This is a genomic window from Actinoplanes sp. NPDC089786 (genome assembly GCF_040684855.1).
Lineage (GTDB): Bacteria > Actinomycetota > Actinomycetes > Mycobacteriales > Micromonosporaceae > Actinoplanes.
The window spans coordinates 899,900-913,197 of the sequence record NZ_JBFBGU010000001.1 but is presented as its reverse complement, the minus strand read 5'-3'; the positions used below and the strand labels follow the sequence as shown (position 1 = coordinate 913,197).

General features: G+C 71.2%; 13 protein-coding genes and 1 tRNA gene. 3 read left to right on the top strand and 11 right to left on the bottom strand.

Annotation, left to right across the window (positions count from 1 at the left end; translation table 11 throughout):
- Positions 1 to 10 precede the first annotated feature (10 nt).
- The 6 genes from AB0O15_RS04450 to AB0O15_RS04425 form a co-directional block, all read right to left on the bottom strand.
- Positions 11 to 1,468, bottom strand: a complete 1,458-nt coding sequence (locus tag AB0O15_RS04450) for a sugar transferase (protein ID WP_364317039.1) — start codon at positions 1,466 to 1,468, stop codon at positions 11 to 13.
- Positions 1,469 to 1,976: 508 nt separating this feature from the next.
- On the bottom strand, positions 1,977 to 2,558 hold the full coding sequence (gene pth / locus AB0O15_RS04445; RefSeq protein ID WP_364313887.1) for an aminoacyl-tRNA hydrolase: 582 nt from the start codon (positions 2,556 to 2,558) through the stop codon (positions 1,977 to 1,979).
- A 76-nt stretch (positions 2,559 to 2,634) separates the two neighbouring features.
- Positions 2,635 to 3,279: a 50S ribosomal protein L25/general stress protein Ctc gene (locus AB0O15_RS04440; RefSeq protein WP_364313884.1), complete on the bottom strand. Its 645-nt coding sequence runs from the start codon at positions 3,277 to 3,279 to the stop codon at positions 2,635 to 2,637.
- A 267-nt stretch (positions 3,280 to 3,546) separates the two neighbouring features.
- Positions 3,547 to 4,527 carry a ribose-phosphate diphosphokinase gene (locus tag AB0O15_RS04435; protein WP_364313881.1) on the bottom strand — a complete coding sequence of 327 codons (981 nt, stop codon included), beginning with the start codon at positions 4,525 to 4,527 and terminating at the stop codon, positions 3,547 to 3,549.
- Positions 4,528 to 4,626: 99 nt separating this feature from the next.
- A complete protein-coding gene (gene glmU / locus AB0O15_RS04430) occupies positions 4,627 to 6,051 on the bottom strand; it encodes a bifunctional UDP-N-acetylglucosamine diphosphorylase/glucosamine-1-phosphate N-acetyltransferase GlmU (protein WP_364313878.1) in 1,425 nt (474 codons plus the stop codon).
- A gap of 70 nt (positions 6,052 to 6,121) precedes the next feature.
- Positions 6,122 to 6,192: transfer RNA gene (locus tag AB0O15_RS04425), tRNA-Gln, on the bottom strand.
- A 218-nt stretch (positions 6,193 to 6,410) separates the two neighbouring features.
- On the opposite strand from AB0O15_RS04425, the gene AB0O15_RS04420 reads away from it, so the two are divergent.
- Together AB0O15_RS04420 and AB0O15_RS04415 are read left to right on the top strand one after the other, a co-directional pair.
- Positions 6,411 to 7,367: an acyl-CoA desaturase gene (locus AB0O15_RS04420; RefSeq protein ID WP_364313876.1), complete on the top strand. Its 957-nt coding sequence runs from the start codon at positions 6,411 to 6,413 to the stop codon at positions 7,365 to 7,367.
- Positions 7,368 to 7,480: 113 nt separating this feature from the next.
- The gene (locus AB0O15_RS04415) at positions 7,481 to 8,083 is read left to right on the top strand and encodes a TetR/AcrR family transcriptional regulator (protein ID WP_364313873.1); all 603 of its coding nucleotides are present in this window, start codon (positions 7,481 to 7,483) and stop codon (positions 8,081 to 8,083) included.
- Positions 8,084 to 8,090: 7 nt separating this feature from the next.
- On the opposite strand, the gene AB0O15_RS04410 is transcribed toward AB0O15_RS04415, so the two are convergent.
- From AB0O15_RS04410 to rsmA, 5 genes are all read right to left on the bottom strand, one after another.
- The gene (locus AB0O15_RS04410; RefSeq protein WP_364313870.1) at positions 8,091 to 8,510 is read right to left on the bottom strand and encodes a DUF4383 domain-containing protein; all 420 of its coding nucleotides are present in this window, start codon (positions 8,508 to 8,510) and stop codon (positions 8,091 to 8,093) included.
- Positions 8,510 to 8,971: a DUF4383 domain-containing protein gene (locus AB0O15_RS04405; protein WP_364313867.1), complete on the bottom strand. Its 462-nt coding sequence runs from the start codon at positions 8,969 to 8,971 to the stop codon at positions 8,510 to 8,512. Before AB0O15_RS04405 ends, AB0O15_RS04410 begins: the two co-directional genes overlap by 1 nt.
- Before the next feature lie 81 nt (positions 8,972 to 9,052).
- Positions 9,053 to 10,849 (bottom strand): ABC-F family ATP-binding cassette domain-containing protein, encoded by a 1,797-nt coding sequence (locus AB0O15_RS04400; protein WP_364313864.1) that lies wholly within the window; start codon positions 10,847 to 10,849, stop codon positions 9,053 to 9,055.
- 8 nt (positions 10,850 to 10,857) lie between these two features.
- Positions 10,858 to 11,799 (bottom strand): 4-(cytidine 5'-diphospho)-2-C-methyl-D-erythritol kinase, encoded by a 942-nt coding sequence (locus AB0O15_RS04395; protein WP_364313861.1) that lies wholly within the window; start codon positions 11,797 to 11,799, stop codon positions 10,858 to 10,860.
- A gap of 40 nt (positions 11,800 to 11,839) precedes the next feature.
- Entirely contained in the window at positions 11,840 to 12,832 is a 993-nt protein-coding gene (gene rsmA / locus AB0O15_RS04390; RefSeq protein ID WP_364313858.1) for a 16S rRNA (adenine(1518)-N(6)/adenine(1519)-N(6))-dimethyltransferase RsmA, read from the bottom strand.
- A gap of 39 nt (positions 12,833 to 12,871) precedes the next feature.
- On the opposite strand from rsmA, the gene AB0O15_RS04385 reads away from it, so the two are divergent.
- Entirely contained in the window at positions 12,872 to 13,291 is a 420-nt protein-coding gene (locus tag AB0O15_RS04385) for a hypothetical protein (protein ID WP_364313855.1), read from the top strand.
- Positions 13,292 to 13,298 lie beyond the last annotated feature (7 nt).

The window sequence follows — 13,298 nt, the reverse complement described above, 5'->3', positions numbered from 1 at the left end:
TGCTCCCATCTCAGTAGGCTCCCGAGGACCGAACCACGGCCGTCATGGTCCGCAACAGGATCACCAGGTCCAAACTGAGGGACCAGTTCTCCACATAGCGAAGGTCCAGTCTGACCGCCTCCTCCCAGGAGAGGTCCGATCGGCCGGAAACTTGCCAGAGACCTGTCATGCCCGGTTTGACGGCCAGCCGGCGGCGTACGTCGTCGGCATAGGCGGCCACCTCCGACGGGAGCGGCGGTCGCGGCCCGACCAGCGACATCTGCCCGGTCAGCACGTTCAGCAGCTGCGGAAGCTCGTCGACCGAGAACCGGCGCAACCATCGACCGATCGGGGTGACGCGCGGGTCGTCACGCATTTTGAAGAGCACACCGTCGTGCTCGTTGAGGTGTCTCAGCTCGGCCAGCCGCGCCTCGGCATCGACATACATGCTGCGGAACTTGAAGATCCGGAACTCGCGGCCGTCGCGGCCGACGCGAACCTGCCGGAAGAGTACCGGTCCCCGGCTCGTGGCCCGGACGCACAGGGCGACCCCCAGCAGCACCGGGCTGAACAGGCCGAGCAGGAACAGCGCCCCGAGCCGGTCGACGAGTTCCTTGACCAGCCGGATGCCGCCGTGCAGCCGGGGGTGCTCGACGTGCAACATCGGCAGCCCGTCGAACGGACGGATGGTGGTCCGGGCGCCGGCCACGTCGATCAGGGCGCTGGCCACCACCAGGTCGACCTCGTCGCGTTCCAGCCGCCAGGCCAGCCGGCGCAGCACCACGCCGTCCAGTTCCGGGCAGCTCAGCACGACCACGGTGTCGGCGTCGGCGGCGTCGACCGCGGTGGCCACGTCGTCGAAGGTTCCGTACACCGGCAGATCCACCACACCGTCGTGCTGCGGTGGCAGACAGCAACCGACCACCTCGAGCCCGTGATACCGCTCACGCCGGAGCTGCCGGGTGATGCCGATGACGCTGAGTTCGTGGCCGACCACGATCACCCGGCGCAGCCGCTCGCCCCGGGACCGGGCGTGGTGCAGCCGCTTGCGCAGTCCGAACCGGAGCAGGCCGGCCGTGGCGATCGCCGTCGGGATGGCGGCCAGGACATAGCTACGAGCAAGATCGAGATCGAGCGCGTACGAGAGGACGGCCGCCCCCGCGATCAGGCCGACCCCGCCCCGGAAGACCCGCTGGTACTCGTCCGTGCCGACGAACAGGAACCGCCGCTCGTAGGCCCGGCTCACCGCCAGCACCACCAGCAGGACCACCGGCAGCAGCGCGGAGAGCAGCAGGTACCACCGGTTGTACTGGGTCACCACGTCGCCGAAGCGCACCCCGAACGTGGCCGCGCCGGCCGCCACCCCGGCGAACAGGTCGCAGACGACCAGGGCGCGGACGTAACTACGTTCCCAGCGCTGCCGCCGGGACATCGCGGCGTGCCGGCCCCGCACCCGGACGAACGGCCGGGTCGGCGGGCGCACCGCCATCGACCGGCTCGGCTCCGGCGACCAGTGCCGCTCGACGGCCCGGTTGCGCGCGCGGCCGACCGGGTGGCGGCCACCCTCGCCGGCCAGCGGCAGCTGGTTGAGGTCGCCGGAGCCGGCGGGCGGCGGGCTGGTCGGGACGGCCGGCGCCGGGATCTTGTTGCGGCTGCGCGGCGACGGCCGGTGCGGACGGGGGCCGTGATTGGCCGGCGGGTGGTTGGCCGGCGCGTAGTTCTCCGGGATCGGCGTCGGATCCGGGTCGTCGTGGTCGCGGCGCTGCGGCCCCGGCATCCGCCGGGGGGCGATCGTCGGCAGCGTCACGGTCGGACCGTCGAGGGCGTCCGTCCCGCGGTCCTCGGACAGGTCTCGCACCCCGAACCTCCCCGCGTTGCCGACCATCCCGCACCGTGCGATGCGTTCACGTGACCAACGCGCGGAACCCGACAATCGTCACGGCATGGATAGACCGACAAAAAGGTCTAAACGATCTATCCGTTCGGAGCGGGTCCGGTCAGGTGGCGTGGTATTTGTTCTGGGCCCACTCCACGCCCTCGAGCACGATCGCCTCCACCACGTCGGCCGCCCGATCGACGAGAAACTCCAGCTCCTTGCGCTCGGCCGAGGGGAAGTCGGAGAGCACGTAATCGGCCGGGTCCTGCCGGCCGGGCGGGCGTCCGATGCCGAACCGGACCCGCGCGTACTCCTTGGTGGACAGTGACTTCGACATCGAGCGCAGGCCGTTGTGACCGCCCTCACCGCCACCGCGCTTCGCGCGCACCTGTCCGTACGGCAGATCCAGCTCGTCGTGCACGGCCAGCACGTTCTCCACCGGGATCTTGAAGAACTGGGCGAGCTGGCTGACCGGGCCGCCGGAGAGGTTCATGTAGGTCAGCGGCTTGGCCAGGACCAGCTTGGGGCCGCCGAACCCCAGGTGCCCCTCGGCCACGTCGGCCTGGGCCCGCCTGGACCGGCCGAACTTGGCGCCGACCCGGGACGCGAGCAGGTCGGCGACCATGAAGCCGACGTTGTGCCGGTTGCCCGCGTACTCCTTGCCCGGGTTGCCCAGACCGACCACGAGCCAGGGCTCGCTCATCGCCTCTCCTCAACGACAGCTCAGGGGAAGCGCCCCGAAAGGCGCTTCCCCTGAAAAGAACTGAGATGGTGCAGCGTCAGGAAGCGGATGCCTCGGTGGCCGACTCGCCCTCCGAAGCGCCCTCGGCGTCGCCACCCTCGGCGTCACCGGTGTCGCCCTCCATCTGCTCGGCGGTCTGCGCCTGGCTGATCTGCGCGAGCACGAAGTCGGGCTCGACGGCCAGCTCGGTGCCCTGCGGCAGCTGCACGTCGGCCGCGGTGACCTGAGCACCGGCCTCCAGGCCCTCGATCGAGACATCGAAGCCGTTGGGCAGGTGCATGGCCTCGGCGACGACGGCCAGCGTGGTCGACTCGGAGACGACCAGGGTGTTGCGGGCGGCCTCGCCGACCAGCGTCACCGGGACGTCGACCTGGACCTTCTCGCCACGCTTGACGATGATCAGGTCCACGTGCTCGTAGGTGTCCTTGATCGGGTCACGCTGGATCGCCTTGGGCAGCGCGAGCGTGGTGCCCGACGCGCCGTTGATGTCGATGGTGAAAACCTGGTTGAGACCGCCGTGCCGGATCGCGGCCGCGAACTCGCGCGCGGGCAGGGCGATGTGCTGGGGCTTCTCGCCGTGTCCGTAGAGCACGGCGGGCACCTTGCCGGCCCGGCGCGTGCGGCGGGCACCACCCTTGCCGAACTCGGTGCGGGGCTCGGCGGTGATCTTTACCTCGGACACGGGGAAACTCCTGAAACTCTTTGAATCGGCGGCGTCATGTCGGCGGGCTGCGGGCGTCGGCTGTGCCGAGGCGAGAGGGGCGCGCTGGGCACAGGCCCGGAGCACCGCGTCGATAACGGCGCCTCCACCAGGACTGCGGACCTCAGCAGTCCACGGGGCACCCTCGCCGTGGCAACCGCACCAGCCTACCTGCCCATGTCACACATCGAGGAACCGGTCCCCGTCCTGAGCGAAATCGCGACACCAACGGTGCAACTTGCACAGCATTTAGCTCAGGCCACCGAAGAGGGTCGTGACGCTTCCGTCGTCGAAGACCTCGCGGATGGCGCGGGCCAGCAGCGGGGCGATCGACAGCACGGTGATCTTGTCGAGCCTCTTCTCGGGCGTGAGCGGCAGCGTGTTGGTCACCACGAGCTCGCTGATCCGGCTGTTCTTCAGGCGCTCGGTGGCCGGGTCGGAGAGCAGCGCGTGGGTGGCCGCCACCACGACGTCGGCGGCGCCCGAGTCGAACAGGATGTCGGCCGCCTTGGCGATCGTGCCGCCGGTGTCGATCATGTCGTCGACCACCAGGCAGACCCGGCCCTCGACCTCGCCGACCACCCGGTTGGCGACGACCTGGTTGGGCTTGAGCGGGTCGCGGGTCTTGTGGATGAAGGCCAGCGGGCAGCCGCCCAGCCGGTCGGTCCAGCGCTCGGCGACCCGCACCCGGCCCGAGTCGGGCGCGACCACGGTCATCGGCCGGCCCTCGAACTTGCGCTGCACGTGTTCGGCCAGGATGTCCATCGCGAACAGGTGGTCGACCGGCCCGTCGAAGAAACCCTGGATCTGTGCCGTGTGCAGGTCGACCGTGAGGATCCGGTTGGCGCCGGCGCTCTTGAGCAGGTCGGCGACCAGGCGGGCCGAGATCGGCTCGCGGCCGCGGTGCTTCTTGTCCTGGCGCGAGTAGGGATAGAACGGCAGGACGACCGTGATCCGCTTGGCCGAGCCGCGCTTCAACGCGTCGACCATGATCAGCGTCTCCATGACCCAGGTGTTGATCCCGGCAGTCATGGACTGCACGACGAACGAGTCCGACCCGCGGACCGAGTCCTTGAACCGGACGAAGATCTCGCCGTTCGCGAACTCGTACGAATCCGAGCGGGTCGGCTCGATACCGAGCACCTGGCCGATCTCCTCGGCCAGCTCCGGGAAGCCGCGTCCGGAGAAAAGCATCAAACTCTTGCGGTTCTCCGCGACGATGCTGCCCATCGGTTTGTCTGCTCCCGTGGGTCGAGGGGGATTGTTCGCTTGCAGTATCCCTCTCGACCGCCCGGAAGCCACCCGCTCAGGTAACCGGGGTGTGCCTGCTCACTTCTCTTCGGTCGCCCGGCGGGCCGCATCAGCCGAAACTGTGCCCGGCCGCTTACGCTCCGTCCACCCCTCGATGTTCCGCTGCGCGGCGCGCGTCACGCCCAGGTGACCGGCCGGCACATTGCTGACCGCGCTGCCCGCGGCGACGTAGGCCCCGGGACCGATCTCGGCCGGCGCGATCAGCACGGTGTCGCTGCCCACGAACGCGGCCTCGCCGACCGTGGTGTGGTGCTTGTTGACCCCGTCGTAGTTGGCGAAGATCGTGCCCGCCCCGATGTTGGCCTTGGCACCGATCGTGGCGTCACCCACATAGGTGAGGTGTGGCACCTTGGCGCCGTCGCCCAGCTCGGCGTTCTTGGCCTCGACGAAGCCGCCGATCTTGGACTTGCGCCCGAGCCGGGTGCCCGGCCGCAGGTAGGAGAACGGCCCCACGGTCGCCTCCGGCCCGATCTCAGCGCCGATCGAGTGCGTACGCAGCACCGACGCCCCTTCGCCGACGGTGGTGTCGGTCAGCGTGGTGTCCGGCCCGATGACCGCCCCGGCGCCGACCGTGGTCCGACCGGTGAGCCGGCAGTTCTGCTCGATCTGGGCGTCCCGCTCCAGGGTCACGGTCACGTCGATCCAGGTCGTGGCCGGGTCGAGCATGGTCACCCCGGCCCGCATCCAGCCGGTGTTGACCCGGTTGCGCAGCCGCAGGCCGAGCCCGGCCAGTTCGGCCCGGTCGTTGCAGCCCAGCGTCTCCTCGGCGTCCGGCGCGACGAACACCCCGACCGGGTGACCGACCGAGGTGAGCAGCTCGAACACGTCGGTGAGGTATTCCTCGCCCTGGTCGTTGTCGGTGGAGATCTTGCTCAGCGCCTCGCGCAGCCGGGCCGCGTCGAAGGCGTAGATGCCGGCGTTCACCTCGCGGACGGCGCGCACCTCGGGCGAGGCGTCACGCTCCTCGACGATGCGCTCGAGCCGGCCGGCCGGGTCACGGACCACCCGGCCCAGCCCGGCCGGGTCGTCGACCTCGGCGGCCAGCACGGTGCCCGCCGAGCCCGCCTGCTCGTGCGCGGCGACCAGCGCCTCCACCGTCTCCGGCCGGAGCAGCGGGACGTCGCCGTTGAGCACGACGACGGTGCCGGCCGCGTCGGGGGCGGCCTCCAGGGCGATGCGTACGGCGTGCCCGGTCCCGTTCTGCTGGGCCTGGAGCACCGGCGTCGCCCCGGGGGCGATCTCGTCGAGGTGGGCGCGGACCTGGTCGGCCTGGTGACCGACGACGACGATGGTGTGCTCGGCGCGGGCCGCGGCGGCCGCGCTCAGCACGTGACCGAGCAGGGTGCGGCCGAGCAGCGGGTGCAGCACCTTCGGCGTGGCGGACTTCATCCGCTTGCCCTCACCGGCGGCGAGTACGACGACGGTTCGCTGAGTCTGGCTCACGCGAGAACTCCAGAGGTGGGTTGGGGTGGGGGTTGGCGGTGATCAGTTCAGCACGCCGGAGGGATCAGTGCTCCCGGAAGAGGATTCGAACCCCTATAAACGGCACCAAAAGCCGCGGTCCTACCATTAGACGATCCGGGACCCACATCGGGCGCAGCCGTTCCGAGCGCCGCCCGCGTGCCACATATTAGCGGCCCCCCACGACCGGATTCTCGCCAGATCCGCCCCTGGCGGAGGCAACCCTCAGCGTTGACGCGGGCCCGCCGAACGGGCAGGTGGTGGGTGGGCAGGTTACGGTTGCGTAGGTTACGGTGACGTAGCCGTAAGTTAACGATCGTCGACCACCCCTGTGAGGTGCCATGACATCCGCTGTTGCCGAGTCCACCCCGAAGACCGGGCCGAAGCCGCTGACCGAGGGCCCGCAGTCCAAGGGGATCCTGTTCGCGCTCTACCTGTTCGTGGCCATCCCCTTCGTGGCGGTCCTGGTGGCGGTTCCGGTGGCCTGGGGCGGCTGGCTGTCCTGGACCGACGTCGCCATCGGCGCGGTGTTCTACGTGATCTCCGGGCTGGGCATCACGGTCGGCTTCCACCGGTACTTCACGCACGGCTCGTTCAAGGCCAAGCCGTGGCTGCGGGTGACCCTGGCCGTGGCCGGCTCGCTGGCGATCGAGGGCGAGATCATCCAGTGGGTGGCCGACCACCGCCGGCACCACGCGTTCAGCGACCAGGAGGGTGACCCGCACTCGCCGTGGCGGTTCGGCACCGGCTTCTGGGCCCTGACCAAGGGTCTCTGGTACGCGCACATGGGCTGGCTGTTCAAGCGTGAGCTCACCAACCGCGCCCGGTTCGCCCCCGACCTGATGGCCGACAAGGCGATCGCCCGGGTCGACGCGCTGTTCCCGCTGATCGTGGTCGTCTCCACGCTCGGGCCCGCGCTGGCCGGCGGCCTGATCACCCAGTCCTGGCAGGGCGCGGCGACCGCGTTCTTCTGGGCCGGCCTGGTCCGCATCGGCCTGCTGCACCACATCACCTGGTCGATCAACTCGGTGTGCCATGTGTACGGTGAGCGCCCGTTCGAGGTCCGCAACGGCGACAAGGCGGCCAACTTCTGGCCGCTGGCGATCGTCTCCTTCGGTGAGAGCTGGCACAACCTGCACCACGCCGACCCGACCTGCGCCCGGCACGGCGTCCTGAAGGGTCAGGTCGACATCTCGGCCCGCGTCATCTGGCTGTTCGAGAAGGCCGGCGCCGCGTCCGAGGTGAGATGGCCCAAGCCGGAGCGCCTCGCGGCCAAGATGGTGAAGGCCACCAGTTGACGGTCTCCTGGCAGGATGACCGGGTGACCGAGTCGAACGAGAGTCCCGTCCCGCCGCGAGCACGACGCACTCGTGTCGTGGCGGGCGGGGCTCCGGCGACATCGCGCGTGCGCATGTCGGCCGCGCAGCGCCGCGAGCAATTGATCTCCATCGGACGCCAGCTCTTCGCCGAGCGCGGCCTGGACGGCACCAGCGTGGAAGAGGTCGCCGCCCGGGCCAAGGTCTCCAAGCCGATGGTCTACGAGCACTTCGGCGGCAAGGAAGGCCTGTACGCGGTGGTGGTGGACCGGGAGGTCCGGGCCCTGCTCGACCGGATCGCCACCGCGCTCACCGCCGGCCATCCCCGCGAGCTGCTGGAACAGGCCGCGCTGGCCCTGCTCGACTACATCGACGAGGAGCCGCACGGGTTCCGGGTGCTGGTCCGCGAGTCGCCGGTGCTGTCACCGACCGGCAACTTCTCCAGCGTGATGAACGACGTGGCCCACCAGGTCGAACACATCCTGGGCGCCGAGTTCAAGCAGCGGAACCTCGACCCGAAGTTCGCCGAGCTCTACTCCCAGGCGCTGGTCGGCATGGTGGCGCTGGTCGGCCAGTGGTGGCAGCAGGCGCGCAAGCCGAAGAAGGAGATGGTGGCGGCCCACCTGGTCAACCTGGCCTGGAACGGCCTGTCCCACCTCGAGGCCAAGCCGAGCCTGCTCACCCGCAAGACCAAGTGAGGCGGGGTCAGGCCCGCTCGGTCTTGCCGTAGAGGCCGGCCAGCAACGCGGCCAGGCCGACGATGGTCAGCGCGATGACGTTGATCATCGAGGCGTGCACCACGTTGACGTCGGTCTGCATCGCCGCCAGCACGAACATGGCGATGCCGAGCACGCCCCAGCCGACGACCATGCTCAGGTGGTGATGCACGTTGCCGCCGATCACGGCGCCGGCCAGGATCAGCAGGCCGAGCAGCACGAGCAGCCACGAGCCGGCCGGGTTGACCCGGAGCCCGAGGGACCAGGCGCCGCCGGAGCGGTCGAAGAAAGGCGCCCCGGCGGTCTGAATGACGCCGATCACGCCGGCCACCAGGAGGTAGAGGCCGGCGAGGGCGGCGACGAAGCGGTAGGTCTGACGCAGGTGATGGTGGAGGGGGAAATGCGCCATCAGGCCGTGCGACCCTCCCTTACCTGTCGCGGCGCGCTGGCGTCGGCCTGGCGCGCGGTCTTGATGTACAGCCCCGACAGGATAAGCATCAGGCCGACGAGATAGGTCACGACGACGGTGCCGATCGTGAAGTCGAGGAAGTTGGCGTCGGTGCGGCTGGCGGCCAGCTCGTAGCTGCCGACCACGAGCAGGCCCCAGCCGAGCACCCGGTTGATCTCGGTGTCGACGTTGCGGCCGAGCAGCGTCGCGACCAGCACGACCGCGCCGACCAGCAGCGACAGGATCGACCAGAAGAGGTTGCCGCCCTGGCCCAGGATCCGCTCGTCGGGGTGCCCGAACAAGCCGTCGTCGCTCACCGTGATGAGCCCGACGATGCCGTAGAGGACCAGGTAGAGGCCGGCCAGCGCGGCGAGCGCACGGTAGAGCGGTCGCAGCGGGTGGTTGACCGGGTAGTGCGCCATGTGTCCGTCTCCAGAGTCGGGCCGGTGTCTCGCCGACGATTCTCGCTCATCGTGATCCGGCGCCGCAGGAGCACCCCCGGATCATCCCTCGGGTACCCGCTCGGCCAGCTCCAACCACGCTTCCTCGGTGTCCGAGCGTTCCGCCTCCACGGCCTTGAGCTGGGTGTCCAGCTCGACGACCCGCTCGTAGTCGTGCCCGTGCTCGGCCAGTCCCTCGTTGATCTTCGCCACCCGCTCGTCGAGCTTGGCGAGCTGCCGCTCCAGCCGGGCCAGGTCTTTCTTGGCCGCGCGCGCCTCGGCGGCCGACATCCCGCTGCTCGGCGGGGCCGGCCGGCCCTCCGCCATCGTGGTGAACGAGCCGTCCGGCGTCTGCACCCGGGCCAGGAACTCGTCCACGCCGCCGGGGAGGTGCACCAGGCGCCCGTCGCCGAAGATGCCGTACGCCGTGTCGGTCACCCGCTCGACCAGGTAGCGGTCGTGGCTGGCCACGATCATCGTGCCCGGCCAGGTGTCGAGCAGGTCTTCCAGCGAGGCCAGCGTGTCGGTGTCGAGGTCGTTGGTGGGCTCGTCGAGCAGCAGCACGTTCGGCTCGCCGGCCAGCAGGCGCAACATCTGCAACCGGCGCCGCTCGCCGCCGGACAGGTCGCTCACCGGCGTCCACAGCCGCTTGTCGGTGAAGCCGAACACCTCGGCGAGCTGGGACGCGGACAGCTCCCGGTCGCCGAGCCGCACCCGGCGGGCGACGTCTTCCACCGCCTCCAGCAGCCGCAGGTGGCCGGGCAGCTCCCGCAGCTCCTGGGAGAGGAAGGCGGGCCGCACGGTCGAGCCGCGCACGATCCGCCCGCCGTCCGGCTCGGTGATCCCGGCCAGCAGGCGCAGCAGCGTGGTCTTGCCGGCGCCGTTCGCGCCGAGCAGCGCGATCCGGTCGCCCGGGCCGACCTGCCAGGTCAGGTCGTCGAGGATGGGCTTGGGCCCGGCCTTGAGCGTGACCTTCTCGAGGTCGTAGACCTGCTTGCCGAGCCGCGAGGTGGCCAGCCGCTTAAGGCTGACCTGGTCGCGCACCGGCGGCACGTCGGCGATCAGCGCGTTCGCGGCGTCGATCCGGAACTGCGGCTTGGACGTCCGGGCCGGCGGGCCGCGGCGCAGCCAGGCGATCTCCTTGCGCAGCAGGTTCTGCCGCCGGGACTCGACCACCGCGGCCACCCGCTGACGCTCGGCGCGGGCCAGGGTCCAGGCCGCATAACCGCCGACGTACGTGTGCACGGCCTCGTCCGCCACCTCCCAGGTGGCGGTGCACACCGCGTCCAGGAACCACCGGTCGTGGGTGACCACGACCAGCGCCCCGCGCCGGGTGAGCAGGTGTTTGGCCAGCCAGTCGACCCCGGACACGTCCAGGTGGTTGGTCGGCTCGTCGAGGATCAGCAGCTCGGCGTCGCGCACCAGCAGCGCGGCCAGCGCCACCCGGCGCCGCTCGCCCCCGGACATCGTGCCGACCGGGGAGTCGAGACCGAGGTGGCCCATGCCCAGGCCGGCCAGGATCGTACGCACGCCGGCGTCGCCCGCCCACTCGTGCTCGGCGCCCATGCCCTGCGGCAGCCAGGCCGAACCGAGCACGACGTCGCGCACGGTCAGCCCCGGCGCCAGGTCGAGATTCTGGGGCAGGGTGGCGACCTTGAGGTCGCGACGGTGGGTGACCCGGCCGGAGTCGGGTTCCTCGGTCTTGGCGAGCAGGCGCAGGAGGGTGGACTTGCCGGCGCCGTTGAGGCCGACGATGCCCAGCCGGGCGTCGTCGTCGAGCCCCAGGGAGACGTCGGTGAGCAGTTGACCGGCGGCGCCATATCCCTTGCCGACCCGGTCCAGATTCACAATGTTGGCCACGATGGGCTCTAGGTTATCCGGGCCCCCGGCATCGGGCCGCGCGCGGTGCGGGCCTCGCGGCACACCCCGGCCGAGGTCAGCGCCGTGGCCAGGCGCTCGGCGTGACCCGAATCAGTGGCCAGGAACACCACGGTCGGCCCCGAACCGGAGACCAGACCGGTGACCGCGCCCGCGTCCGAACCCGCCTTGAGCACGTCGGCCAGCTCGGGTCGCAGCGACACCGCCGCCGCCTGCAGGTCGTTGCCCAGCGCCTCGGCCAGCACCTTCGGGTCACGCTGGCGCAGGGCCGACATCAGCCCGTCCGCGCTGTCCAGGGCGGCCGGCGCCGAGCCGCGGGCCCGCAGCCGGTCGAGTTCGCGGTAGACCTCGGGGGTGCTCAGGCCGTCCCCGGCGATCGCCAGCACCCAGTGCCAGGAGGTCGGCCGGGCCAGGATCGGGCTGACCACCTCGCCGCGACCGGTGCCCAGGGCGGTGCCGCCGTGCAGCAGGAACGGGATGTCGGACCCCAGCGTGGCGCCGATCTCGGCCAGTTCGTCGCGGGACAGGCCGGTCCCCCACAGCGCGTCGCAGGCCAGCAGCGTGGCCGCGGCGTCCGCGCTGCCGCCGGCCAGGCCACCGGCCAGCGGGATCGACTTGCGCAGGTGCAGGCGGGCGTACGCGGGCACGCGGGCATGCGCGGCCAGGGCGCGGGCGGCCCGGATGACCAGGTTGGTCTCGTCCAGGGCGAGCTCGCCCTGGCCCTCGCCCTCCATGGTCAGCGCGAGCGTGTCGCCGTGGCTGGCGCGCAGCTCGTCGAAGAGACCGACGGCGTGGTAGACGGTGGTCAGCTCGTGGAAGCCGTCCGGGCGCAGCGGGCCCACGCCGAGATGCAGGTTGATCTTGGCGGGAACCCGGATCCGGACCGGTCCCGGTCGTCGCCCGCCATCCTCCGGACCCCAGGCCTCCGTCACGCGGCGCTGCTCACGGGCAGCTCACCGCTCGGGCACCGGGTCACTGGTCGACCTCCTCGGGCACTTCGCCGGACGCGGTGAGCTTACCCGCGTACCCGTCGGAATCCGCGGCGGCCGCGATCGCGGTGAACTCGCCCACGGAGAGCGACTCCCCTCTCGCCTGTGGGTTGATGCCGGCCTTGACCAGCACCTCCTCGGCCCGGACCGGGCTGCCGGCCCATCCGGCCAGGGCCGCGCGGAGGGTCTTGCGGCGCTGTGCGAAGGCGGCGTCGACCACCGCGAAGACCTTCTTACGCTCGGCCGCCGGCAAGTCACGCCCAGGCTCGGCGACCGGCGAGTCGCGCTCAGACTCGGCCGCCGGCGAGTCGCGCTCAGGCTCGGCCGCCGGCGAGTCGCGCCCAGGCTCGGCCGCCGGCGAGTCGCGCTTGGCGAACGCGACCAGGCCCGAGTCCACGTTGGGCACGGGCCAGAAGACCGCCGGGGGTACGCGGCCCGCGGCGCGCGCCTCGGCATACCAGGCGAGCTTGACCGACGGGACGCCGTACACCTTCGATCCGGGCCCCGCGACCAGCCGATCGGCGACCTCCTTCTGCACCATCACCAGCCCCCCGCGCAGCGTCGGAAGCTCGGCGAGCAGGCTCAGCACGACCGGGACGGCCACGTTGTAGGGCAGGTTGGCGACCAGCATGGTGGGCGGCGGGTCGAACTCGGCCGCCCGCACCCGCAGCGCGTCTCGCGGGTGCACGGTCAGCCGCTCGGAGCTCACGGTCTCGGGCAGGGCCGCGGCCAGCACCGGGTCGATCTCCACCGCGTGCACATGCGCCGCCGCGCCGACCAGGCCCAGCGTGAGCGAGCCCAGCCCCGGACCCACCTCGATCACCACGTCGTCCGGCCGCAGCCCGGCCGCCGCCACGATCCGGCGCACCGTGTTGGGGTCGTGCACGAAGTTCTGGCCGAGCTTCTTGGTCGGCGCCACGCCCAGCCGGGCGGCGAGTTCCCGGATCTCGGCCGGGCCGAGCAGTGCGTCAGCCATGGAGGCAGAGCTTACGGGTGCCCTGATACAACGGAACGCATGAGTGAGCTGCTGGCCCTGCACGGCGTCGTCGAGGCCCCGCCCGACGCCGTCGCCGACCTGCTGCTCGACGTGCGCCCCGGCGGCCGTTCCCCGCTGGCCGCGACCGGCGACGCCGAGCCGGCCGAGGGCGACGAGTTCACCGTGACCAAGGACGGCAGCCGGATCACCATGGTGGTCGACCGGCCCGCGCGCTCGGTCAGCCAGCAGGGCGAGTGGTGGTACCGGGGAGTGACCAGCGTGGAGCCCGACCCGCGCGGCGCCCGGGTGATCCACCGCATCTACAACGTGGCCCCCGGCCGGCGCTGGGCGGTCCGCTTCGTGTCGCGCGGACCGCTCAACGCCGCGCCGGCCGCCTTCGCCGCTCACCTGGAGGCGATCGGCCGCGAGCTGAACGCCAAGGCCTGGGTCGAGGACTGAACCCAGC